Here is a 23,595-nt window from a genome sequence, read left to right on the forward strand (position 1 = left end):
TACCACATATTGGAACTATTCTACCCGTTCGCTTATCGGGGCCACCCGTTTATTATCCATGGCGGCCTCACGATTTGTTTTCTGCGCTATCGTACCCGTTAGTTCAACCCCGTTAACTGATTAGGTAATGCAAACTACTTTACGTGGCACTATCCCTCTGGTAATAGAGACCAATGGCTCCGGAATTGAAAGTTTTATTTTCGATAAGTTTAAGATTGGTCTTCTCTTGAAGTCCTTGAAACAACGGCAGCCCGCTGCCGAGCAGGACAGGAGAAACTGTGATTTTGTACTCATCGATTAGATCAAGACCCATCACGTGGTGCGCAAACCTGGGACTGCCGAGGATGACAATATCCTTTCCTGACTGCTCTTTCAAGTTCAGGATTTCTTCCTTGACATTCTCTTTCACCAGTCTGGAATTGTTCCATTCCACTTTATCAAGCGTCTTGGAAAAAACAATTTTGGATGTTTGCTCAATCCACGCGGCATGCTCCAGTTCATGCTGTGAACTTGAGGGGTTCGACGGCACCATGGGCCAATAGCTGAACATTAGTTGATAAGTGCCCCTACCCCAAAGGACGGTGTCGGCCGTACTCAAAATTTGCGCCGCGTGTTTCGCTAAATCCTCATCATATGAAACCCAGCCAATGTCCATTGCGCCATTAGGCCCTTCTACAAAACCGTCAAGCGATGCATGCAAAAATAAAACAAGCTTTCTCATATAAGGCTCTCCTTTGTTTATGTGATGTAATGTATTGACTACATGTTACCATGTAAAGCTTTAACTTCCCAGCTGTTTCCCTTAGCGTAAATTCCCTAATTTGAATCCAATTTATTAATATATGTTACATCGCGTGCTGACTGGAAGGATAAACGTCTGTGTGGGATTTATCACAGCACTAAATATGTATAAATTAGTCAATTCGATCCCTTTAGATTCCCATTGATCTTTAGGCCAATTCGCTGACAATGCACTGAAAAAGAGCAGGTTGCCGTAGCGCCTGCTCCGAAACAATCTAATTATCTATCATTCTCCGTTAGTTTTCCTTATTTATTACCGAGTTGTTCCGCCAAACCGATTAGAAGTCCTTCAATTCCACGAATGTAGCAGAGCCGATACGAGTCCTCGTATTGAACCACTTCGCCAACGAGCTGAGCACCATACTTAGTGAGTCTGGATACCATTTCGTCAATGTCTTCAACGGCGAACATGACGCGTAGATAACCGAGGGCATTTACAGGAGCAGTTCGGTGATCTGATATAGTAGGTGGGGTGAGAAATCGCGAAAGTTCAAGTCGGCTGTGGCCATCCGGGGTAACCATCATAGCAATCTCTACACACTGTGAACCCAGCCCGGTTATGCGACCAGCCCATTCACCTTCGACTGTAGCACGCCCTTCGAGCTTCAAGCCAATCTCCTCGAAGAAAGAGATTGCGTCATCTAGGGATTCTACAACGATGCCAACATTGTCCATTCTTAGTAATTTATTTTTATGAACGGCAGATGTTTCCCCTTTTGATTCATTGGACATGTTAATGAATCCTCCTTGTCTGCTCTCCTCTTATTTTTTCAAATTTCAAGTGTGAACTCATGAAGGCTCCTTCTCTACGCTTACTCGCCGTCTACTGTTTCTGGTCACGCAGGTGCGTCATCAGATCGTCCAGCGCATTGGACCAGCCGTCGTAAAAGAACTTATCGCCAGGTTGACCGGCCAATCCGCGCAGGTGAAAGATCATCTCGGTGCGGTCGCCTTGTGCAGTGAGGGTTAGGGTCACGACAGGGGAATCCTCGATGGGAGCATCGGGGTGACCCCAGGTGAATACGAGCCGTTCGAAAGGTACGACATCGAGGAATACACCTCCGGTGTGATACTCCTCGCCGGTTTTGACATTGACCATTGTGTAGCGGTAGCGTCCGCCTTCGCGGACATCGAAGGAGATGGACTCCAGAGGTGTCGAAGGCAACCAGGCGGCGAGTTCATTCTTCTCGGTCCAGGCGCGCCACACGAGATCGCGGCGGACATTCAGGGTTCGGGTGATGGTAAACTCTGGTACGGATGTGGACATGGTCATGTTGATTGTTCCTCCTTTTTGATCATGGACTTGAGGTGTTCTTCCAGTGCGTCGATGCGCAGGTTCCACTCACGGCGGTGTTTCTCGACCCAGGCCGATGCCTCATCGAGAGGTTCGGTTCGTATCGACAGAGTCCGCCACTGTGCGTTCGCTGTACGTTCGATCAGCCCTGCACGCTCCAGCACCTTGAGGTGCTGGGAGATCGCGGGTGCGCTAATCTCGAAGGGTTCGGCGATTTCTCTGACAGTCGCGGGCCCCTGTGATAGCTTGGTCAGAATGTTTCGGCGTGTCGGATCGGCGAGCGCAGCGAAGATGAGACTGAGTGAGTCCTTCACAGCCAATTAATATCCTCCTTAATTAAGTATATTATTAACTATACATTGCAGTGTGTAATCGTGTCAAGCTGCCTAGAAACGGTAGTGACGCAAGGTCCCAAGAATCTCTTGTGCGCTTAGTTATGTGAAATTAAACACTGCCCTACTGAGCGGGACGTTGCCGAAGCCCAGTGAATCATGGGTCTTTTTAAGTTGAATTTGGAGCAAAGTTCCGGTTTGCCAAGTAAATCTGCCTGTTTACGTATTGAAGGCTGTCGATCGTGTCGACAGCCTCCATATCAGAGTGGCAATACGGTTATTAGCTCATTGTTGCAGATTTCTCCGTTGTCGCGGAAGCCGAGGCTTTCATAAAGTTTTTTGGCATGGTGGTTGTCGGGCGCATAAGGAATCCAGCAGTAACGTGCAGGTCCAGCCGGATAGGTGCGAATGAATTCCAATATTTTATTCATGGCTTCCCGACCGTAGCCCCGGTTCTGATACATCTTGTCGATCATCAGTCGCAAGATGCAATAGTTGTTGTCCGCAATGGAGGGCAGGTCGTATCCGGTAATTCCATAAGTCAGCATCACAAAACCGACTGGCTGCTCATCCGCATAAATAGCAAACGGAAACGGATGGCCTCCGTTGGTTGCAAGGACGTAACACGAGGCCATACTGGATAGATTGGACGCAACGAAGCGGCGCTGCTCTTCCGAAACGGTTAAGTTAAATATGTCCCGGCGGTTTTCCAGCGTAATTTTTCTGAGCGTAATCATGCAGGGCTTCTTCTCCCTTCATCCCTAATCGTATTGCGCCGCGGTCGCATAAATAACATACAACTTATACATGAAAAGTAATAGACTTATGTTGAATTTTTTTATATACTATTATGTATCCATGCCTTTTTTAGGGATAACCTTTTCGCATTGCGCATTTGGTTAACCGGCACATAATTGTGCCGGTTTTATTATTTCATTAGCCTAAACATGCCCGTCAAAGCGCAGCAAAAACTTCAATTAACATGAAAAACGCCAATTATCGTTTCCCCATCAACATCGTAGAGTGGGATATCACGACCACCCGGAGGTCTGCTTTTCTGTAAGGCCAGTGCTTCCTCAGGTGTCTTTGGGTTCTCACTACCTATTACATCTTTTTTCAGCAAATAGCCCAAAGTGCCGTCCACACCTGAAGCACTAATTAAATCAGGCATCGTTTCAGGGGAAGTGGCATCTGCGGATGAACCGTATGTCTGCCCTTTTTCATTTTTGGGATAGTCAGGAGCTTTTGCGGGTTTGATATAAAAAGAACCGATTATGTTCTTCCCATCAACATCATATAGCGGGACAGTTCGGCCACCTAAGGATCCGCTCTTCCGGGGTTCCTCGGGTGCGGTCGGCTGCCCATCGAGAAAATCTTTTTTCAATACATATGCATTGGCGCCATCCACACTTCCTGCAAGAATTAAGTCGGGCAGCATTTCAGCGGGAGTGTCATCTGCGGCAAAACCGTATGTCTGCCCGTTTTCATTTTTGGGATAATGAGGATCTTTTGTAGATGTATTTGCAGAAGCTGGGTACAAACCGGAGCCATCCTTTTGTCCGTTCTCATTTTTCGGATAACCCGGGGCTTGTGTACGAATTTGATCACCAGCTGCTTTGGAGTCGGGTATAATGGTTTTCATCGAAATGCCGGCGACCAAGACGAAACAAACGATCCCGATTTGTAAACCTAATGGATGAATCCGCAATCCAATCACCTCTTTGATTTGATACGCCTACGCTTTAGCTTAGCATATATTTATCGCCATGGACGTAATGGGTGAATGATAGGTTGCTTACAAAAGACTGATTCAATTGCGGAATCCTGCCCGGTAACGGAGGTGTACCAGCTATTGATTTAATACAACATATCCCAACCAACCGATAATAAAATAATTGGGCGAATTCAAGAATAAAGCGATGATTCGCTTTCCCTTCTTAATATAAAGGGCCGATCCTATATAAAAGAAAGGGAATATTAAACCCCAAAGCTCGAATGCCGGAGTAGCCGCAAGATATAACGACAATGGAATAATCAATGCTGCCGAAACGTACAAAAGTCGATGTTTGTTGAATATAAGTCCTAAAATTGAAATTAATATCGATAAAATCATGAAAGGCCAAAAGAAAAAAGTAATCATCGGCGGCTCCCGTAACACAAAAGTTTTTGCGAATAACCGTATTTTAACATATCTTGTTGAAAATAACTGCTGTGCGGCCCCTGATTTCCCCAAACACTTGACCTCCCCAAAATCTTCCATTAAAATATTCGACGAACATGAATACCATTATTGCAGGCTGGATATAGGAGAAACTATGAACGCAATGAAAATGATCCCAACTGCGCTTTCGGGCTTGCTGCTGATCGGTTCTCTGCTTGTTCCGACTGCGGAAGCCTCGGGTTCCGCCCGTTTTACGGACACGACAGATCACTGGGCATCCGAAGCGATAGAATGGGCGATTCAGAATCATATCACTCAAGGGTATCCGGACGGCACCTTTCAACCGAACAAGCCGGTGGCGGAAGCGGAGTTTTTGGCTATGCTCTTTCGTTCCACACCTGTAACGGAAGCGGTTTATTCCGCGAGCGAACCGGAGTCCGCGGAATCCGGTTTACTTGTTGAGCAGCACTGGGCGGATCCTTTATATAAAAAAGCAGCCAAGCTCAACTATCCGGTGTCGGGCATTAATGATGCTGCGAAGCGCAGTACCCCTCTCCCGCGTTTGAATGCTGCGGAAATTATGGCCGCTGCTTACGGTTACGATTATCAGGGGGAAGACGCCATCATATTCGTTATGGCTAACGATCTGGCCGGAGGCAAGGATGACTCCTTCACGGTGGAAAGCTTCCGCGGAGCGGATCCGATCACCCGGGCGGAAGCGGTGGAGCTCATCAAACGCTCCAAGGTTCGGCAGGTGTGCCGCCCACCCGAGCCCGCTTTGAATAAATTGACTGCAAGAGGCGCCTCATCTTCATCGCCGGCTGATGCGCAAGCCTATTGCAAACAGCCCAAACGGGCGAAAGACGAATTACAGGAGCCGGCCAAAGACAGCAACGACGGCATGCCTGCGAACAGTTTACCGGCACACGATTCTTCCGGCGAAACTTCATCGGACCGACCCACGCAGGACCAAGCCGCCGAACACACTCCCGTCGCTCAGAAAGTGTACTATCAAGTTAAAAAAGGAGATACGCTATACAAAATCTCGAAAATGTTCAGTGTGAGCATTAAGGAATTGACCGAAAGCAATCACCTTGACAATCCGGAACAAATCGCCGCAGGCCAGCTGTTGTATATCCCCGGATTCCAGCTGCCCGAAGGCGAAGGTGAGATCATTATCAGCCAAGTCATTAACGCCACCTTGACAGCGTACACAGCCGGCTACGAATCAACCGGCAAAACCCCTTCGCATCCGGCTTATGGCGTCACCAAAAGCGGCAGCTATGTAGAGGAGGGACGAACCGTGGCAGTTGACCCTGCGGTTATTCCCTTTGGGACGAAGCTGTATATTGAAGGGATTGGCTATCGAATCGCGGAAGATACGGGCTCAGCGATCATCGGCAGCCGCCTGGACGTATATTTCGAAGATCTGGAGGAAGCGAGACAATTCGGCTTGCAAAGGGGCATCACCGTTTACGTATTGTCCTGAACCGGAAGGCAAGCGGATGTTTTTTTCAACCGGTCCACAAACACAGAAACACCTTCATTCGGTTATCCGGTGAAGGTGTTTTTCATTTACGGCGTGCGGCGGTGAGGCGATTCGAAAAGATGTCGTCGTCCGGGAAAAAAATTGCGGGATGTCCCCCAATAGAAATAATTTCCATCGAATACATATGATTGATGGAAAAAGCAAAGTTCACGGGAAGAAAGGGAGCTGCAATAATCATGAATCAGGAGTTGCTGCAAGCGTTTAAAAACAAAGATATTCAAACTGTGAAGATCATACTTGCTTCAGGAATCGATTTGAATCACCGTACGCCGGGAACCGATACCTACTTATTTCGGGCATGGTCCGGACAACGCGATTATGACTTTGAAATTGTTAAGCTGCTGATTGAATACGGAGCGGACTTGAACGATCCGGCATCTCCCGCCATTACTATGGCAGCGGGAAAAGGCAGCATTCAAGAATTACAATATGTTCTGGATCGGGGAGCTGACATCAACGCGGTGTCTCATGTTGGAAAATCCGCTTTATGGCAAGCTGCGTACAAAGGAGATATGGAAGTTGTCAAGTTCCTTCTGAATGCCGGCATAGATATTGACAAACATAGCGGACAAGCTCTTCAAATCGCCTCATCCAGAGGGCATCTGGATTTAGTCGAATTTTTGATAAAAGAAAAAGCGGACATTAATTATCAAGTATTTAGCAAAAATAATGCAGATCTTTCCTATACGCCGCTTCATTTCTCGGCTATGATGCAGCGATTTGAAATCGCTCGATGTTTGCTTGAGAACGGGGCGAATCCTGCATTAAAAAATTATTACGGAGAGCGCCCTTATACGATAGCGGCTAAACAAAAAAATAATGTTTTAGCCGAATTGATTGCTTCATACGAGCCCAAGGAATTACACGACTTGGAACATAAAATAAAAGAATTAAAAAAAGCAGGTTTCCCGACATCGATTCTTAAGGATTTGGGCGAGGAAAGATCACGGGTAGAACTGCCTGCTTCAAAATACGTGAAGTATATAGAGTATTGCTCCATTCACGATGTTACGGAGATGGAGATTGAAGGCATACAAATGTTTAATCTTCTATTTGAAACAAATGGATATGATTCATTGGGTTTCTTGGTGTGGATTCCATCCAAGAAAGCTCTAGGAAGTTATGAAGCCGAACATCAATCATTAATAATTCTCCATGATACGGACTGGAAAAAATTCAGAAAGTCCCCAGGCATCATAATTGATCGAATTTTGGATGGGGAATATGAAATAGTTACGTAAATTTACCGGGTGCGGGATTATCTGTTCATAATATCGATAAACAGTTGATCCCTTTCCTCCTGCTTGCCTTGATAAATGTCCAGGTAATCGAATAGGGCAAAAGAAAAATCGATAAATGCCCGGCCATTGGCCGTTATGACATGACCGTCTCTGACCACACGCAGATCGAGAACATTTTCACGCGGAAACGGATCGTCCACGCCCAGCTTTTCGATTCTTTCCACAGAGCAGGAAGTGGTAAATTTCCTTTGGTTTAAAACGCCGGCCCTTGCCAAATATTGCGGACCGTTGCATATGGCAGCCAGCAGCTTCTTCTCCCGATCCAGTTTACGGATCAGCTCGCTCAGCTCTTCCCGTTGATTTCGAATGGGACCGCCGGGGATAATGAGCCCTTCAACATCGTCCAGCCCGATGACTTCGGAAACCGTCAAGTCAGGCTGATAATGCAGGCCGGATTCGCTCATTACAGCGTCATAGCTGTAGCCGGCCGAAACGATTTCTTTTTTTCCGATATTTCTTATTTTATGAAAAGCAAGCGTAATCTCGAAATCGGCGAATTCTTCCGATATAAAACAGATGATTTTCCCCATTGGCGCACCTCGATTTTTTAATGTCCTCCTATAATATTACATAAAAAACCAAATGCAGTCACTGGAAGCTTAATGAGGCTGCCGGTTTATGACCCGGCGGCCTCATGCAGCACCGGAAACCCGGTTAAGCGGATGTTTTGATCGCACTGCTGCTTGCATGGGAGCGGCTTAAAGCCCACGTAACCGCGACAGCAACCAGCACCCCCAGCGCTCCGATCCAAGTTACCGAAGAAAGCGAAATCCGATCGACGACGAGGCCGCCGATTCCCGCACCGGCCGCCATGGACAGCTGCATCATCGACTGGTTCAAACCGAGGAGGATGCCCGATGACTCCGGCTCGATGGTTGCCAAATGATACTGCTGCGTCGGGCCGGACGACCATGCGGCGAACGACCATAAAATCAAGGCGATGAAAACGGCGGCCGCCGAATGGATAAAGACGGACAGCATAACCAGCATCAAAATATGAAGCGTCATCCCGCCGGTCAGTGTCGCATACACTCCCCACCGATCCGTGCTGTAGCCGCCAACCTTCGAACCGACCAGACTGGCGATACCGAAAATCAGTAAGGCGGTGTTAAGCTGCGGCTCGCTCAAGCCGGAGATGTCGAGCAGATAAGGGGCCAGGTAAGTATAGGCAATCGAATAGCCGCCCAGCCAAAAAAAGGTGATCGATAAGCCGGCCGCAACCTTGCCCTTTTTCAGCAGAGCAAGCTGCCTCGCGAGCGGCACCGGTTTATCGCCTTCCATGCGCGGGATTACGCTCCTAATCAATATCACGGCGGCAATTCCCAGCACAGCGATACCGCCGAACACCGCCTTCCACCCGAATTCCCCCGCGATCATTCTTCCCAAAGGAACACCGATAATCAAAGAAGCGGTGAATCCCATGATGACCGTGGCAATCGAACCGGCCTGCTTGCCCGGCGGCGCGATTTTGGCTGCGATATTTAATGCGGTAACGACTACAACCCCGGCCCCGAGGGCCATAACGATACGTGCCAATATGAACAATCCGTAACCCGGCAGCAAAAAAGCAAGGATATTGCCGACAACGAACAAACCGAGCGCATAAAGCATCACTTGACGCCGCTCCAGGCCGGCGGTCAGCACCATCAAAATCGGAGTTGCGATCCCATAGACCAGCGAAAATATCGTAATGAGCTGACCGGCCGCCGCCACGGTAATATCCAGCGAATTGGCGATAGTATCCAATATGCCGGAGATAATATACTCCGACGTCCCCACCAAAAAGCTGACTACAGCTAAAATGTACACCTTCCATGCGCTTTTCATAACCCACACTCCCAATGGTATATTTATATTAAGATATATCGGGATATGTCGATATATCTTATTTTAAAAATACATTTCGCTAATTGTCGAAATGTTATTCAAAAATAGAGCTGAATGCGCATGACCGAATTCAGCTTCGATATTTACAATTCGTTTTGTAATAATTGGGCGATGGCTTTAATTGCCTCTTCATCCCTTTGGTAATAGGTAAATTTGCCGATGCGTTTTATTTTGATTAGCCCGGCACGCTGCAGGATGGTAAGATATTGCGACACCGTCGACTGCGTCATGTTCAGTTTTTCTGTAAATTGGCTCACGCACACCCCGATCTGATTCATATCAATCCCTTCATGGGGTATAAAGTGGCGATACGGCTCCTTAAGCCATTGTAAAATTTGTAATCTGGACTCGTTCGACAGCGCCTTGAATATGTCAATGGTTTTCATACCGTTATTATATCGATAATTTCCGATTTGTCAATAATTATGGATGTGCCGGGAAAACGGAGATCCGCTTCTCTTTAAGTTTCTCCTCATGTACATGGGAAACTTCGCATCCTGCCGCAAGATTTGCCGATCCTTCCAAATAATTCGCCATCGCCATCGAAAAAAATGAGGATGTTTCCAAACAATCGGCGATTTCCAAATCAATTGAAAACGGTTACAGTATGCTCATAAGGATCAAGCGGCATACGTCCGCTCTGAAAGGAGGAGTACCATTCACATGTCCAAACCCGAGGCCACTGCAATCCCGTCTCCCGCAGCGTCCGCAGCCGTATCCAAACGAACGCATTGGCGAAAAACGATGAAGAAGGCGCTGCCCTACTATCTCATGTTCCTGCTGCCTTTGATTTACTACGCCGTCTTCCGATATGCTCCCGTCATTATGGCGGTGCTTATCTCCTTTATGGATTACAACGTCTACAAAGGCATTTTGGCCAGCAACTGGGCCGGGTTCAAGCATTTCCTCGATTTCTTCGATTCGGTCTATTTCGTGAGGCTGATCCGGAATACGCTGGTGATCAACCTGCTCAACCTGGTGTTCGTCTTTCCCGCACCGATCGTATTCGCGCTGCTGCTGAATGAGGTCCGCTCCGCTTTCATCAAAAGATCGGTACAGACGATCAGCTATTTGCCGCATTTCGTTTCCACCGTCATCGTGGCGAGCATGGCTGTCACCTTTCTGTCGCCGAGCGTCGGGTTAATCAACAACATGCTGGTCCAATTCGGCGTGGAGCGCATCGCTTTTTTACAGAAACCGGAATACTTCTGGGGGATCTATACCGCCATCGACATGTGGAAAACGCTCGGCTGGTCGGCGATCCTGTATTTCGCCGCGCTGACGGGCATCAATACCGAGCTGTATGAAGCGGCCAAGGTCGACGGGGCGAACCGCTGGAAGCAAATGTGGCATGTCACCCTGCCGGGCATCGCACCGACGATTATCATCCTGCTTTTGCTCAAAATCGGTCATATGCTGGAAACCGGATACGAGCTGATCATCCTGCTGTACAACCCGAATACGTACGTCACCGCGGACGTGATCGGCTCTTACGTGTACCGAAGAGGGATTTTGGAAGCGAATTACAGCTTTGCATCCGCCGTCGGCTTGTTCCAATCGGTCATGGGGCTCGTGCTGCTGATGATTTCCAACAAGCTGGCCCGCAAATATTCGGAAACGAGCATTTGGTAAAAGGGCGAATACGTCGCAAAGAGGAGGAAAACCGATGCCACTGAAGCGCATGACGCTGGGAAGCATGACGTTCCATGCGTTCAATACGCTGTTTTTGGGACTCGTCGTGGTCGTCACCTTGTACCCGTTCTTGTATGTCCTGGCCGCTTCGTTAAGCGATCAAATCTACATTTCGCAGGGTAAAATCGGCATCATCCCGATGGGGCTGCACTGGGAAGCGTACAAACGGGTCATCGAGTTTCCGATGCTCGGCCGATCGTACGTCAATACGGTCGTCTATACGGTCGTCGGAACCGCCGTCAGCCTCATCCTGACGGTGCTCGCCGCATACCCGCTGTCCAAGAAAGAAGTTCCCGGACGAAACCTGCTGACCGGCTTCGTGCTTTTGCCGATGCTGTTCAGCGGCGGACTCATCCCGACCTACCTGGTCGTGAATGCCCTGGAAATGCGCAATACGATATGGGCGATCGTCATCCCGACCGCCGTCGCGTCCTTTTACGTATTCATCCAGCGCACCTTCTTCGAGCAAATTCCCGGGGAACTGGAAGACGCCGCCAAAATCGACGGCTGCTCCACGCTGCAGACGCTGCTGCGCATCTATTTGCCGCTCTCCGTTCCGTCGCTCGTTACCATCGGGCTGTTTTACGCCGTCAATCAGTGGAACAGCTTTTTCCCGGCGATGATTTATTTGAACGATGAAAACTTGTTCCCGGTGCAAATATTGCTGCGCGACATCGTCATCCAAAACCAGACGGATCAAGTGATGGTCGACGTGCACGACGATAAAAACCTGCTCAGCGAATCGATCAAATATGCGACGCTTATCGTGGCGACGGTGCCGATTTTGCTCGTCTATCCGTTCATCCAAAAATACTTTGTCCAAGGCTCCATGATGGGATCGATTAAAGGGTAAACCTATCGTCCCCGATTCAAATAAAACGATAAGGGAGGTTCTGATCAGCAATGAAAAACTCCAAGTGGATCAAAGGAATGACCGGCGCCATGGCGCTGACGTTAACGCTCGCCGGGTGTCAGACAGGAGGCGGCGATCCGAAAGCTTCGGGCACCCCCGATGCACAGAAAGGCCAGAGCGGGCAGGCCGCGGCGACGGGGCAAGCTTCCGGCGGCGGGAAGGTAGTCGATAAAAAAATCGAGGTCAACGTGTACATGCGCCCGAGAACCGAATCCGTGGAATCGAACGACCTGCTGTGGATGAAACCGATCGTCGAAAAGACGAACGTCTATTTCAAGTGGCTGAAAGCGCCTAACGACGATAAGGATTACATCGAGAAGTTCAATCTGACCCTCGCCGGAGGCGACCTGCCGGATTTGATGGAAGCTACCCCGGACCTGCTGAACAAGGGGGGAGAAAACGGCGCCTTCGAACCGCTGAACAAGCTGATCGACCAGTATATGCCGAACTTCAAGAAGATATTGGAGAAAAATCCGCAAATCCTCAAGGACATCAAATCCGATGACGGCAACATCTACTTTTTCCCGCAAATTTCCGCCGTCAAAACGATCAATCTGCAAATCGTCCGCCAGGACTGGCTGGATAAAGTCGGCATGAAGGCGCCGACCACGACCGACGAACTGTACCAGGTGTTGAAAGCGTTTAAGGAAAAGGACCCGAACGGCAACGGGAAAAACGACGAAATTCCGTTTACGACGCGAAACAAGCTGAAGGGGCTGCTGCCCTTCGTCGAACCTTTCGGCGTATCGTTCGAGGAGGATTTTTACGTCGAGAACGGCCAAGTCAAATACACGTACACGAATCCGAAATTGAAGGAAGCGCTGGCGTTCGTCGCGAAGCTGTACCGCGAAGGCTTGATCGACAAGGAATACATCACGAATGACCAGAAGGTTTGGGAATCTCGTTTCACGAACCAGGTGTCCGGTTTCACGTTCGATTCGTTCCCGCGCATCGAATATTTGGAAAAGCTGGTCGCCAAAGCCGAGCCGAAGGTCGAGATGATCGGCATTACCCCGCTGAAAGGCCCGTCCGGCGATGCTTATACGAAAAGCCAGCAGACGCTGATCAAAAACGGCTTCGCCATCAGCTCGAAGTCGAAATACAAAGCGGAGCTGGCGAAAATGCACGATTGGTTTTACAGCGAGGAAGGCCAGCTGGCGATGAACTTCGGCAAGCTCGGCGAGACCTATACGATGGAAAACGGCAAACCGAAATATACGGACCTGGTCATGAAGGACCCGAACAAATCGCCGCTGATCAAAATGTTTGAGCTCGGTCACCGCGAATTCGCCTACCAGTGGGACATTCGCTACGAAAACGCGATGGTCACGCCGAAAATCGAAAAAATCCGCGATTCGATCACGCCGTTTATCAAGGATAAATACCCGGTCGCCCTCTCCTTCAAGCAGCAGGAGCGAGACGTGCTGAACTCGAAATTCGCGGAGATTACGACCTACAAAGATGAGATGGTGAACAAATTCATCATGGGAGCAGAATCTCTCGACAAATTCGACGATTACGTCAAAAACATCGAGAAAATCGGGCTGGACAACGTGCTGAAAATTCAGCAGGCCGCATATGAGAGGTATACGAAGCGGTAAGATTGGTTGACGCCCGAACTATATCATGCTATATTTTTCGTAATTTCCAATCGAGTTAGTGTGAAATTATCATTCATCCGGATCGCTTACCAGACCTCTGGCAGCTCTTGAAAACTCTCTTTTCCAAAGAGAGTTTTTAAGAGCTTTTGTTTTTTTTGGGGCTTCATTCCGGATAGAATCAAACAAACTCAGAAATGGACAACTCAGACAATGAAGGAGAAGGTATTGGTCATGATGAAAGCCGTCGTTATGAAGGATGTTGGAGGGCCGGAGCTTCTGGAAATTCGAGAGGATATCCCGAAGCCGGTGCCGGAACCGGGCGAAGTTTTAATTAAAATTACGGCAGCCGGCATTTGTTACCACGATTTGCTGGACAGATCGGGCAAACTGCACGGGCCGAAGGCCGGAAGCATTCTGGGCCATGAAGTGGCCGGAGAAGTCGTACAGCTGGGAACGCAGGTCAACGGACTTCATGTCGGTCAGCAGGTGGTGCTGTTCCACCGGATGTTTTGCAACCGATGCACATATTGCCTTAGGGGACGTCAGGATCTTTGCCGAAACGGAGGGATTCTGGGATCGGGCCGTCCCGGCGGGTATGCCGAGTATATATGTGTTCCGAGCCATAATGCCATTCCCGTCCCGGCGGGGCTCCCTCCCGAAGCTGCGGCGCTCGCCGTTTGCCCGATTGGAACGAGCGTCAGAGCCGTCGTGACCGTAGCGGACGTACGCCCTGGGGATACGGTGCTTGTCACGGGAGCGAGCGGAGGGCTCGGCCTTCATCAAATCCAGGTGGCGAAAAGCAGAGGGGCCAAAGTGATCGCTGTTACATCGTCGGCTTCAAAGGAGAGCGCCATTCGATCGGTTGGAGCCGATGAGGTCGTTGTCAGCCCCGATCTGAAGTTCTCCGCAGATGTGTGGAGACTTACGGAAAAACAAGGCGTCCAGGCTGTGCTGGAAAACGTCGTCAGCGCTACCTTCGGCGAGTCGCTTCGGTGCCTGGCGCCAAACGGGATTGCCGTTGTACTGGGCAACACGGAGATGACAAAAGTCGAGATCGATCCGGGTCTTATCATCGGCCGGCGGTTAAGAATCGAAGGATCGGGCAATCCGACGCTGTCGGATGTTCAGCGATCCCTTCATTTGCTTGCCGGCGGTCAGGTCAAGCCGGTCATCGATTCCATTGTGCCGTTTACCCGTGCGGCAGATGCCCACTCAAGCTTGGAGCGGCGCGGCATTTCCGGCCGCATCGTGATGAAGGGCTGGTGAGAACGATGAGCTTATCGCATCTGTTTGAACGGTTTGCCGGACAGGCTCCGAACAAGCCTGCACTGATAGACGATGATGGCATCACCTGGACAAGAGTGCAATTGGTCGGCAGAATCAATCGGGTCGGACATGCACTCTACGGTTTGGGTCTGCAGACCGGCGACCGCGTAGCCCTGCTGCACGAGGACAGCCGGCATTATTTGGAGGCGGACTACGGCATCATGGCGGGCGGATTCGTCCGGGTTCCGATCGACCCGCGCCTTGGCAGAGAACAAATCGTCGCCCAGCTCAAGGATGCCGGAGCAAGAGGCATTATCGTGAGTTCGCGGCATATGGAAGCGGCGGCGGCGTTAAGACGCGAATTTTCGGAACTTATCGTTCTGTCAACCGGCGGCAAAGGCGAGGGATTTTTGGATTACGAGGAAGTTCTCAAGCTTGCCAGTCCCGCCCCGCCGAATCCTTCCGCTTATGACGCTCTGGCCAGTCTGAATTACACGGGCGGTACGACCGGCCAACCGAAAGCGGTGATGCTGACCCATGCCAATTTTCGTCATATTATTGTAAATGCGCTGCTGGGCAGGCCGGTTTCCCGGGACGATGTGTTCCTTAATGTTCGGCCGCTTTGGCCTATTGCGTCAATTAGCGTATTATTCCATCTGCTGGGCGGCGCGCTTATCGTTTTGGGCGGCCGATTCGAGGCGGAGACCTTCGGCCGAAAGGTCCTGCAGCATCGGGCGAGCGCAACCTCGCTTGTGCCTACGCAGCTTGTACGGCTTTTGGACGGGGGCGTAAAACCGTCGGAACTGGCTTCGCTGCATACGATCGATATTGGCGCAGGCGCTGTTCCGCCCGATGTATTCCGCTCCTCCCTCGAGCTGATCGGCCCGAAAATCGGCGTATTGTACGGGCTGACGGAAGCGTCGTGGACCTGCTATTTGTCCCCGGAAGAGTTCGCCGTGAACAACGAGCGCTCCTCCAGGCTGATCCGCAGCGCAGGACGCGAAATGATGGGGTACCGCGTGACGGTCCGGGATGAGGAGGGGCGGTCGCTGCCCCCTCACGAAACCGGTGAAATTGTCATTGAAGGCGGCAACGTTATGCAGGGGTACTGGAATCGGCCTGAGCTGACCGAAGCGGTACTGCGCAACGGGCTGTTCTACACCGGCGATTTGGGGCAGCTCGACGAAGAAGGTTATCTTTATGTCGTGGGCAGAAAAAAAGAAGTGATCCGCAGCGGCGGCAGTACGGTATTGCCCCTGGAGGTGGAGCACGTGCTGCTGAAGCATCCTGCCGTTCTTGAGGCGGCTGTAGTAGGGGTTCCCGACCGGGAGTGGGGGGAAAGCGTGAAAGCTTTCGTCGTGCTGCGTCCGGGTCATCGTCCGAGCTATGGGGAGCTTGCCGACCATTGCCGTTTGCACTTGGCCGGCTTTATGAAGCCTAAAACGATCGAAGCGGTGGACGAGCTTCCGAAATCCCATTACGGCAAAGTATTAAAGCATCTGCTGGTTGGCGAAAATTCCACGATTACAGGTGAAATTTTACATTGAATCATAACTGGAGCGAGGAGATTGCACGTTGGAACATGAACGCTTATGGGACGACCGGCTTCGGGAATTCAAGACGAAGTACGATGAGGTCCCTTATTGGAAGCACCTGGGCGTCAAAGTAGAATCGATATCATCGAATGAGACGGTCGTGTCGCTGGATGTCGACCCGGCAATCCATACGAATTATCATGCAACCGTGCACGGCGGCGTCTACGCCTCGATACTTGATAATGTAATGGGATTATCCATTAAACCGTTCGATACCGATCCGGTCGTTACCACCCAAATGTCGGTCCATTTCCTGTCGGCGGCCAGCGAGGGAACGATCCGGGCGTACGGCAAGGTGATTCACCGAACCGGACGCACATTTACGACGCAGGCCGAAGTAAGGCATGAGGACGGAACGTTATTGGCTTATGCGACGGCGAGCTTTTTGAAAATAAAACCTAAGAAGGAATAAGAGCGGCAATACGGCCGCCTGTCGGAACATTCCGACAGGCGGCCGCTTGTTTTGGCGGTCAATACTTGCCTAGCTCCTTTTGGGCGTGTTCAAGGAAGGAGGTATTGATCACTTTACTGAGATCGACATCCGTTTTGATCAAGCCCTCGGATTTATACCAATCGTAATCCGACTGAAGGGAAGCTTTGTTGATATTCCCCGAAGGGTCGATTCCCGCCGGAACCATCTGCTTATATAGCGCCGTTTCTTTGACTGTCGTATATTTGGTTAATATATTTACGATCTCGTCAAACCCTTTTTGCTTGAAAAAGGCATCGTTGTAATCGCGTACCCCCTTCAAATAAGCGGTCATGAAACGATCGGCCGCATCCGGGGACTCTTTGGCGAACTTGGACGAATAAAACAATACGCCTGTTTGCGCTTCGGGTATGACATCGTTCACACCTTTCCATTTCACGGCCAGATTGCTTTGAACGAAGCGTGAAACGAACGGCTCCGGAATGAAGCCGACGTCGATAGCCCCGCTGCCGAAGGCGGTGCCCATGTTCGGGAAAGTCATCTCGACGACCTCGACATCCTTAAAAGTAAGATTGCCTTTCTTGAGCGCGACGGAAAGCTGGGCGGCGTTGGAACCGGTTTTCGACACGACGGCGATTTTTTTGCTGCGTAAATCCTCGAAGCTTTTCAGCTTGCCGGAATCGACCAAATCCTTGCGGGCCATCATCACGACGTAATCGCTGCTGCTTCCTACGCGACCTTTGTCGGCAACGACCTGAATGTCAAAGCCGCGGCCAAGCGCATTGTAAAATCCGGCGCTGATCCCGCCCCCGCCTACATCAAGCTGTCCTGCCGTAAGAGGGGCGATCATGTCGGCCCCGGTTTCAAAGGCGACGTCTTCCACGTCCAGATTTTGCTGTTTAAAATAACCTTTCTCGATCGCGATATAAATCGGAGCGTCCGATATCGATTTTAAGTGGCCGACCTTAAGCTTGACCGTTTTGGCGGGTTCGCTTTTGGCCGTCCCGGCTGCAGCGGGCTGTACGCCTGTCGGCGGGTTTTCGCTCTTAGCGGCCGGCGCCGTTCCGCCTCCGGCACCGCAAGCGGAGACGATCAGCAGGCTTGCCAGCAACAAGGCTGCGAAATGATGTTTACCGAACGTTGTTTTTCTCATGGTTGTCATGCTCCTTTTGATGATTGGTCTGTTGTTTAAACATCCGTGCACGATCCGCAAACCCGGCGGAAGCTTCGATTCTGGAGCGGGCTGCGTCGATCTCGGCCGTTTGCGCCAATACGGCGCCATTGACGGCCGCCCGGATCAAGCGGGTCGTCTCGCGTACTCCCGGGACCGGGAGAGCCGCGATTTGAGCGGCCAGCCCGTTCGCTTCCTCCAATACGTCGCCGGCCGCGATTCGATTAATCAACCCGATGCGCAATGCTTCGGAGGCGGGAATCGTATGGCCGGCAAGCATTAATTCCGCGGCAATGCCGGAAGGTATGAGCAGCGGCAGACGGATGGCGCTGATGCCGGAGATCATGCCGTGCTTCACCTCCGGGAAGCCGAGAATCGTATTTTCCGCGGCAATGCGGATGTCGCAGTGGATGGCGAGCGTCAGCCCCATCCCGATGCAGTAGCCATGCAGGGCGGCAATCACTGGTTTGTCCAGCGGCGTGACCAGACCGGGCAACGACCGCTGAAGATGATCGGTGGAAACCGTCTTTCCCGTTGCCGACATCTCTTTCAAATCGGACCCGGCGCAGAAAGCCCGGTTCCCGGCTCCCGACAGCACGATGACCCGAACCTCGGGGTCTGCCGCCGCCTCGGCCCAGATTTCGCCGAGCCTGAGCTTGGCTTCGGCGTCCAGCGCATTCAGCGAATCGGGACGATTCAGAATGACCGAGGCGACCCCGTCTTTCCGTTTGTCATAAACAACTTTTTGAGACATGTACAGGACTCCTTTTTTAAACGTGATTTCGCCAGGGCAAAAGTTTTGCCTCCAGCTCGTCCAGAAGCAGCAGAGTGATAAATCCGAGGAGGGCAATGACGAACAAGCCGACAAACATTTGTTCAATGGAGAATACTTGCCAGGAGCTCCAGATCATATAGCCGATACCCGATTTAGCTCCGACGAATTCGGCGGCTACGACGAGCAGCAGAGCGGTCCCCCAGGCCAGCTTGATCCCGGCAAATATAACCGGCAGCGCCGCCGGAATAACGATCGTTCTGAAGACGGCAAGCCGCTTCGCTCCGAATTCTTTCCCCACATCCAAATAAATGGCCGGCACGCCCATCGCTCCGGTCATGGTATTGACGGCGACAATAAAGAAAACGCCGATGGCGATAATCGCGTATTTGGAAGCTTCCCCGAACCCGAAAATAAACAGGATGAGAGGTAATATGGCGATTTTCGGTATAGGGTATATCGCGGCGATCAGCGGGTTGAGCAAATATCTGACAAGAACCGACTGCCCCATCAGGATGCCGACCAGCAGACCGGGAACGGCGCCGAAGGCGAAGCCGACCACAATGCGGGTCAAGCTGATGGCGACATCACTCAGCAGCTGTCCGTTTGCCGCAAGCGTCCAAAACGTTACGGCAATTTGTGTAGGTGCGGCAAAAAAACGGGTGTCGATCCAACCTAGGCGCGCGAGCAATTCCCACAGCAGCAGCAGCAAAAACGGCATGGAAAGCGAGAGGCCCCGGTTCAAAAGCTTCTGCCTGCGGTTTTCCTTCAGCAATTTTTCGGCGATGCGCACTGCCTCGGGATTTGGTTCAAGAGATGGGCTCAGACTCATGCAGTCGGCTCCTTTCCTTCGGTCGTCGCCTTGTCGTAACCTGCGAGTCCGCTCGCTTTTACAACCTCATCCTTCAGCAGCTCCCAGAGCCTGGACGTAAGCGCGCTGAATTCCGGCGTGTTCGTCAATCGGTGGGACCTCGGACGCGGGAAGCTTACCTGAACTTCCGCTTTGATTCGGCCCGGATGGGCGGAAAAGACAAGAATGCGATCTCCGAGCAGTACGGCTTCCTGAAGACTGTGCGTCACGTAGACGACGGTTTTTTTATTTTCGTCCCAAATGCGGAGCAGCTCTTCCTGCAGGATCAGCTTCGTTTGCTCGTCCAGCGCGGCAAACGGCTCGTCCATCAGCAGCACCTCGGGGTCGTTGGCAAACGCCCTGGCGATGCTCACCCGCTGCTTCATACCCCCGGACAGTTCATGGGGATAAGCCTGAGCGAATTTGGCGAGCCCGACCTTGCCGAGATACTCCTCCGCCTTTGCCAGTGCGGTCCGCTTGTTCACTCCGCGCACCCGCAAGCCGTATGCGACGTTATCGATCACCTTCATCCACGGAAAAATCGAGCGTTCCTGAAAGACCATCGAATGAAGAGGACGGCTCCGATCTGTCGCCTCGATACGAACTTCGCCGGAAGTCGGCATTTCCAGCCCGGCCAAAATGCGCAGCAGCGTTGTTTTGCCGCATCCGCTCGGTCCTACGATGACCAGGAATTCACCGTCGCGCACCGTCACATTCGTTTCCGTCAAGGCGCGGGTCAGCCTGTTATCGGCAACGAACACCTTGCCGACGCCGCGTATCGCAATTTTCGCTTCGTCCCGCAGCGGTTCAGGCTCTTTGCTTGTCGGTGAGCCGGAACCGGAATAAATGACTGAACTCATGTTGCTCACTCCTCGCTGTCCTTTGCTTGGATAATCGGGAAAATATCAAGATGGCTTTGAATTTGCATGAACGAGTCTCCATACCGGCTCCGTCAGCGTTTCTATAGGGTACGTTTCGTAATGGTCGGCATAGCCCTGCACCGGATCTCCCCATAAAAATTGTTCATACAGCGTGCGGCGGGCCGCCAGCGGGCTGCCGACCAAATCCCACGCCAGCTTTACCAGCTTGGTGCGGCTGAAGGCGTCGCGGTCGGTTCCACCGTAATACTCGCGGAGAAAATGTCCGACGGGCCCGCCAAAATCGGCAAGCCGGGCAGGCCTTTGCAAAAGGGAATCAGCTCCGATCTGCCGCACAATCTCGATGGCGCGGGGATAAAACCGTGCGCCCAAGCTGCATGCTGTCCGCAAAGGCTGCTCGTCGGGGAGCCAAACCCGATCATAGCTTGGACGGCTCGGATGCTCCGCCGCTACAAGCAGCCCTTTCAGCGTCTCGAGTTGAATCATCAGCTCGCCCATTTTTTCCTGGATATGCAGGAGCGTCTTCGTCTCTGAAGCGGAGACGAGTGCGTGGCCTACTGCGGCTATAAACTCAAGATGTCCGAACAGCCGAACCACTGCCTGATGACGTCCTAACGCTGAACCCGCCGGACTGCGCCAAAGGCGATGCAGCGCCTCAGGATCGTTTTTCACAAAAACGCGGTCCCAGGAAACGAGCACTTCATCAAAAACAAGCACGGCGTCCATTTCCGCAAAGCGCGCGCTGACAGGCGCATCGTCCCGTTCGCCCGACCGGATAGATTCCCGGCAAACGATGTGTAACCCCGGCGTACAGGTGCTTACAGCAAACATGGGGCTGTCGGTTCTCCTGGAAAACCGTGATCCGGGATCATGGAAGGAGACTAAAATTTCATCGGCATAGGGAGCATTTGTCGCTGCCATCCGGGCCCCGCTGACAATGATGCCTTCCTTCGTCTCACGTACGATGCGCAGCCCGGGACCGGTTTCTCCCGCAGTGGCGGCGCGGGATTGCGGATCGCCAGAGGCGGCGGCGCATATCAGATCACGGTCTCTAACATGCTTGTAGTAGGCCTCCAACTTGGAGGCGTACTCCGAACCGAGGCCGGAATCATGCCGTGCAGCATAATGGCCGGTAAGCACGGAGCGAATATACTGAGATGGGCCGTCCGCCATTCCGAAGGTCTCATCCGGATCAAATCGGAATGCTTGGTGTCGGCGAAACAAATCCTCCTTCGATTCCGGTACGAGAAAAGCCATATGGGCCCGCTGCTTATCCTCTACCTTGTAAGTCAACAGATCCATCGTCCCGGGCTCTTCCTGCCGATCCAGCATGGAGGCGATGAGCCGCGCCGTTGCCGCAAAGGCGGGGTGCCGGGCAATTCGGTCTACGGACTGCTCGCCGAGCCAAACTTTGCGGCCGTCATTCAATCGTTCCATGTATCGCTCGCCTAAGCTCATTGCGGAACCTCCTCACTTGCAACCGGCAGCTTCCAAAATCGTTCCAACCGCCGTTCCAAAAACGTTTTATCGGATGCCAGGTATTGAATGGCATACATTCGCGACGGGTCCCCGGCGTAAAATCTTTCGTACAATTCATGACGGGAGCCGAGCGGACTGCCCACGATATCCCAAGCCGCCTTAAACAGCTTTATTTTGTCCGAGGCCGAAATGTTTGCCCCCCGGTAATAAGCTTCCAGATATGGCCGAATGTCGCCGCCGTTCTCCACTGTCGTAGAAGGAGTCTGGGTATAACCGCCGGCTCCGATTTGCTGCAATATTTCAATCGCTCTCGGATAAAATCTCATTCCGAGATTGCGGGCGGTCTGCAGGGGAACAGGCGAAGGCGTCAACATACCGAAGTCGTCCCTTCTCGGAGCAAGCTCCGACGCATGCAGCAGTCCTTTGATCGTTTCGACCTGCGTGATCAGCTCGCCCAATTTCTCCTGTACGTTTAGAAAGCGGTGAACGCCGATCGCTTCGGCTATGGCGAAGCCGAGTCCGGCGATGAATTCCAGCTTGGATACCAAGCGCACAACCGTTTGATGAAAGGTCAGCGCATTGCTTTTCAATGAGTTGTAAAATTTCCATACCGCTTCCGGATTTCGATGCAGCAGCACCCGTTCCCAAGGAATAAATACATCGTCAAACACGATGACCGCATCCATCTCGTCAAAACGGGCGCTGATCGGATATTCGTCGCTATCGGTTGAAGCATAAGAAGAGCGGCATATCATATGAAGCCCCTGTGCATTTAGAGGAACAATTAACGCATGAGCATACTCGGGGTGGGTATCTTCGATCCGGTAATTCGGAGCGATAATTAAATCGTGTGCGTATGGAGCTCCGGTAGCAACGGTTTTGGCACCTTTAATATAGACGCCCTCGCTTGTTTCGCGGACGATTCTTAAATGCGCATCTTCGTCGCTAACTCCGGCGGCATCCTTGGAACGGTCGATTTGAGGATTGCCAAACGCTTGGATGATAAAACGGTCTTCATCTCTCGCCCACTCGTAATAACGGCGAATTTTCTCCGGATATTGCCCGTCGAACGGGCGAAATAAATCGCTGGTGGCATGCCAGCTCGTGATCAGCGTACGGCCGAATTCGGACAATCTGCTCATGACTCCATACGTGGCGTCCGCCCAAATTTTAAAAGCTTCTTTTCGCTGCTTCAAGTGCTCCGGCGCAGTCGGCACCAAAAAAGCGTTGTGAACATATTCACCGGTTCCGGGACTGCGGAATCCGATTTTCTCCTGAACTCCCGGCTCGCTGAGCATGTCGAACAGCTTCTTAAGCGTGTGCAATGTTCCTGCAAAAGCGGGATGCACCGTAATATCTTCGACCCGCTTTCCGTCCAGCCAAACGTTGCGGCCGTCTCTTAAACTCTCAACGAATTTGTTTCCTCTGGTAGTCATAAGCTGTGGCCTCCATCATCTTCGCTGCAAATGAACAAAAAAAAGACACAGTTGTTCATGGAATGCCCATGACAGTGTGTCTCCGGTGGTCCGGTAGATTTAGTATTCCTATAAGATTTCTTGGTTAATTCTATATTGGTCCTCTTATTTTGTCAATAACGAAAAAAAGAACCTGAACGTTACTCCA

General features: G+C 51.5%; 24 protein-coding genes. 8 read left to right on the plus strand and 16 right to left on the minus strand.

The window, feature by feature from the left end:
- Positions 1–139: 139 nt before the first annotated feature.
- From MYS68_RS22550 to MYS68_RS22580, 7 genes are all read right to left on the minus strand, one after another.
- Complete coding sequence (locus MYS68_RS22550) at positions 140–721, minus strand: dihydrofolate reductase family protein (protein WP_248928014.1); 582 nt, start codon at positions 719–721, stop codon at positions 140–142.
- Positions 722–1,047: 326 nt separating this feature from the next.
- Positions 1,048–1,533, minus strand: coding sequence for a VOC family protein (locus MYS68_RS22555; RefSeq protein WP_248928015.1), 486 nt, complete (start codon positions 1,531–1,533; stop codon positions 1,048–1,050).
- Between the two features lie 91 nt (positions 1,534–1,624).
- Positions 1,625–2,074 (minus strand): SRPBCC family protein, encoded by a 450-nt coding sequence (locus tag MYS68_RS22560; protein WP_248928016.1) that lies wholly within the window; start codon positions 2,072–2,074, stop codon positions 1,625–1,627.
- Entirely contained in the window at positions 2,071–2,409 is a 339-nt protein-coding gene (locus tag MYS68_RS22565; protein ID WP_036735868.1) for an ArsR/SmtB family transcription factor, read from the minus strand. The genes MYS68_RS22560 and MYS68_RS22565 overlap by 4 nt, the downstream gene beginning before the upstream one ends.
- 278 nt (positions 2,410–2,687) lie before the next feature.
- Positions 2,688–3,164, minus strand: coding sequence for a GNAT family N-acetyltransferase (locus MYS68_RS22570; protein ID WP_248928017.1), 477 nt, complete (start codon positions 3,162–3,164; stop codon positions 2,688–2,690).
- A 236-nt stretch (positions 3,165–3,400) separates the two neighbouring features.
- On the minus strand, positions 3,401–4,135 hold the full coding sequence (locus tag MYS68_RS22575) for a hypothetical protein (protein ID WP_248928018.1): 735 nt from the start codon (positions 4,133–4,135) through the stop codon (positions 3,401–3,403).
- Between the two features lie 141 nt (positions 4,136–4,276).
- Positions 4,277–4,660 (minus strand): hypothetical protein, encoded by a 384-nt coding sequence (locus tag MYS68_RS22580; protein ID WP_248928019.1) that lies wholly within the window; start codon positions 4,658–4,660, stop codon positions 4,277–4,279.
- An 82-nt stretch (positions 4,661–4,742) separates the two neighbouring features.
- On the opposite strand from MYS68_RS22580, the gene MYS68_RS22585 reads away from it, so the two are divergent.
- On the plus strand, positions 4,743–6,077 hold the full coding sequence (locus tag MYS68_RS22585) for a 3D domain-containing protein (protein ID WP_248928020.1): 1,335 nt from the start codon (positions 4,743–4,745) through the stop codon (positions 6,075–6,077).
- Positions 6,078–6,313: 236 nt separating this feature from the next.
- Positions 6,314–7,378 (plus strand): ankyrin repeat domain-containing protein, encoded by a 1,065-nt coding sequence (locus MYS68_RS22590; protein WP_248928021.1) that lies wholly within the window; start codon positions 6,314–6,316, stop codon positions 7,376–7,378.
- 17 nt (positions 7,379–7,395) lie between these two features.
- Here the strand turns inward: MYS68_RS22590 and MYS68_RS22595 are convergent, their stop codons facing one another.
- The 3 genes from MYS68_RS22595 to MYS68_RS22605 form a co-directional block, all read right to left on the minus strand.
- Entirely contained in the window at positions 7,396–7,968 is a 573-nt protein-coding gene (locus MYS68_RS22595; RefSeq protein ID WP_248928022.1) for a DJ-1/PfpI family protein, read from the minus strand.
- Positions 7,969–8,092: 124 nt separating this feature from the next.
- The gene (locus MYS68_RS22600) at positions 8,093–9,265 is read right to left on the minus strand and encodes an MFS transporter (protein ID WP_248928023.1); all 1,173 of its coding nucleotides are present in this window, start codon (positions 9,263–9,265) and stop codon (positions 8,093–8,095) included.
- Between the two features lie 143 nt (positions 9,266–9,408).
- Complete coding sequence (locus MYS68_RS22605) at positions 9,409–9,711, minus strand: ArsR/SmtB family transcription factor (RefSeq protein WP_248928024.1); 303 nt, start codon at positions 9,709–9,711, stop codon at positions 9,409–9,411.
- Between the two features lie 277 nt (positions 9,712–9,988).
- Here MYS68_RS22605 and MYS68_RS22610 point away from each other — a divergent pair, with 277 nt between their 5' ends.
- The 6 genes from MYS68_RS22610 (at position 9,989) to MYS68_RS22635 (ending at position 16,804) form a co-directional block, all read left to right on the plus strand.
- On the plus strand, positions 9,989–10,957 hold the full coding sequence (locus MYS68_RS22610; protein WP_248928025.1) for an ABC transporter permease: 969 nt from the start codon (positions 9,989–9,991) through the stop codon (positions 10,955–10,957).
- Between the two features lie 34 nt (positions 10,958–10,991).
- The gene (locus tag MYS68_RS22615; RefSeq protein WP_248928026.1) at positions 10,992–11,870 is read left to right on the plus strand and encodes a carbohydrate ABC transporter permease; all 879 of its coding nucleotides are present in this window, start codon (positions 10,992–10,994) and stop codon (positions 11,868–11,870) included.
- A 50-nt stretch (positions 11,871–11,920) separates the two neighbouring features.
- Positions 11,921–13,531 carry an extracellular solute-binding protein gene (locus tag MYS68_RS22620; RefSeq protein ID WP_248928027.1) on the plus strand — a complete coding sequence of 537 codons (1,611 nt, stop codon included), beginning with the start codon at positions 11,921–11,923 and terminating at the stop codon, positions 13,529–13,531.
- A 231-nt stretch (positions 13,532–13,762) separates the two neighbouring features.
- Positions 13,763–14,797, plus strand: coding sequence for an alcohol dehydrogenase catalytic domain-containing protein (locus MYS68_RS22625; RefSeq protein ID WP_248928028.1), 1,035 nt, complete (start codon positions 13,763–13,765; stop codon positions 14,795–14,797).
- A gap of 5 nt (positions 14,798–14,802) precedes the next feature.
- Positions 14,803–16,344 (plus strand): class I adenylate-forming enzyme family protein, encoded by a 1,542-nt coding sequence (locus MYS68_RS22630; RefSeq protein ID WP_248928029.1) that lies wholly within the window; start codon positions 14,803–14,805, stop codon positions 16,342–16,344.
- A gap of 28 nt (positions 16,345–16,372) precedes the next feature.
- On the plus strand, positions 16,373–16,804 hold the full coding sequence (locus MYS68_RS22635) for a PaaI family thioesterase (protein WP_248928030.1): 432 nt from the start codon (positions 16,373–16,375) through the stop codon (positions 16,802–16,804).
- A gap of 58 nt (positions 16,805–16,862) precedes the next feature.
- Here the strand turns inward: MYS68_RS22635 and MYS68_RS22640 are convergent, their stop codons facing one another.
- The 6 genes from MYS68_RS22640 to MYS68_RS22665 are packed head-to-tail and all read right to left on the minus strand — an operon-like array spanning position 16,863 to position 23,408.
- Positions 16,863–17,975, minus strand: coding sequence for an ABC transporter substrate-binding protein (locus tag MYS68_RS22640; RefSeq protein ID WP_248928031.1), 1,113 nt, complete (start codon positions 17,973–17,975; stop codon positions 16,863–16,865).
- Positions 17,953–18,747, minus strand: coding sequence for an enoyl-CoA hydratase/isomerase family protein (locus MYS68_RS22645; protein WP_248928032.1), 795 nt, complete (start codon positions 18,745–18,747; stop codon positions 17,953–17,955). The genes MYS68_RS22640 and MYS68_RS22645 overlap by 23 nt, the downstream gene beginning before the upstream one ends.
- A gap of 16 nt (positions 18,748–18,763) precedes the next feature.
- Complete coding sequence (locus MYS68_RS22650) at positions 18,764–19,597, minus strand: ABC transporter permease (protein ID WP_248928033.1); 834 nt, start codon at positions 19,595–19,597, stop codon at positions 18,764–18,766.
- On the minus strand, positions 19,594–20,475 hold the full coding sequence (locus tag MYS68_RS22655) for an ABC transporter ATP-binding protein (RefSeq protein WP_248928034.1): 882 nt from the start codon (positions 20,473–20,475) through the stop codon (positions 19,594–19,596). Before MYS68_RS22655 ends, MYS68_RS22650 begins: the two co-directional genes overlap by 4 nt.
- 45 nt (positions 20,476–20,520) lie before the next feature.
- Positions 20,521–21,951 (minus strand): 4-hydroxyphenylacetate 3-hydroxylase N-terminal domain-containing protein, encoded by a 1,431-nt coding sequence (locus MYS68_RS22660; protein WP_248928035.1) that lies wholly within the window; start codon positions 21,949–21,951, stop codon positions 20,521–20,523.
- Positions 21,948–23,408 (minus strand): 4-hydroxyphenylacetate 3-hydroxylase family protein, encoded by a 1,461-nt coding sequence (locus tag MYS68_RS22665; RefSeq protein ID WP_248928036.1) that lies wholly within the window; start codon positions 23,406–23,408, stop codon positions 21,948–21,950. Before MYS68_RS22665 ends, MYS68_RS22660 begins: the two co-directional genes overlap by 4 nt.
- Positions 23,409–23,595: the final 187 nt, after the last annotated feature.

Origin of the sequence: Paenibacillus hamazuiensis (genome assembly GCF_023276405.1) — a bacterium.
Taxonomy (GTDB): Bacteria; Bacillota; Bacilli; order Paenibacillales; family NBRC-103111; genus Paenibacillus_AF; species Paenibacillus_AF hamazuiensis.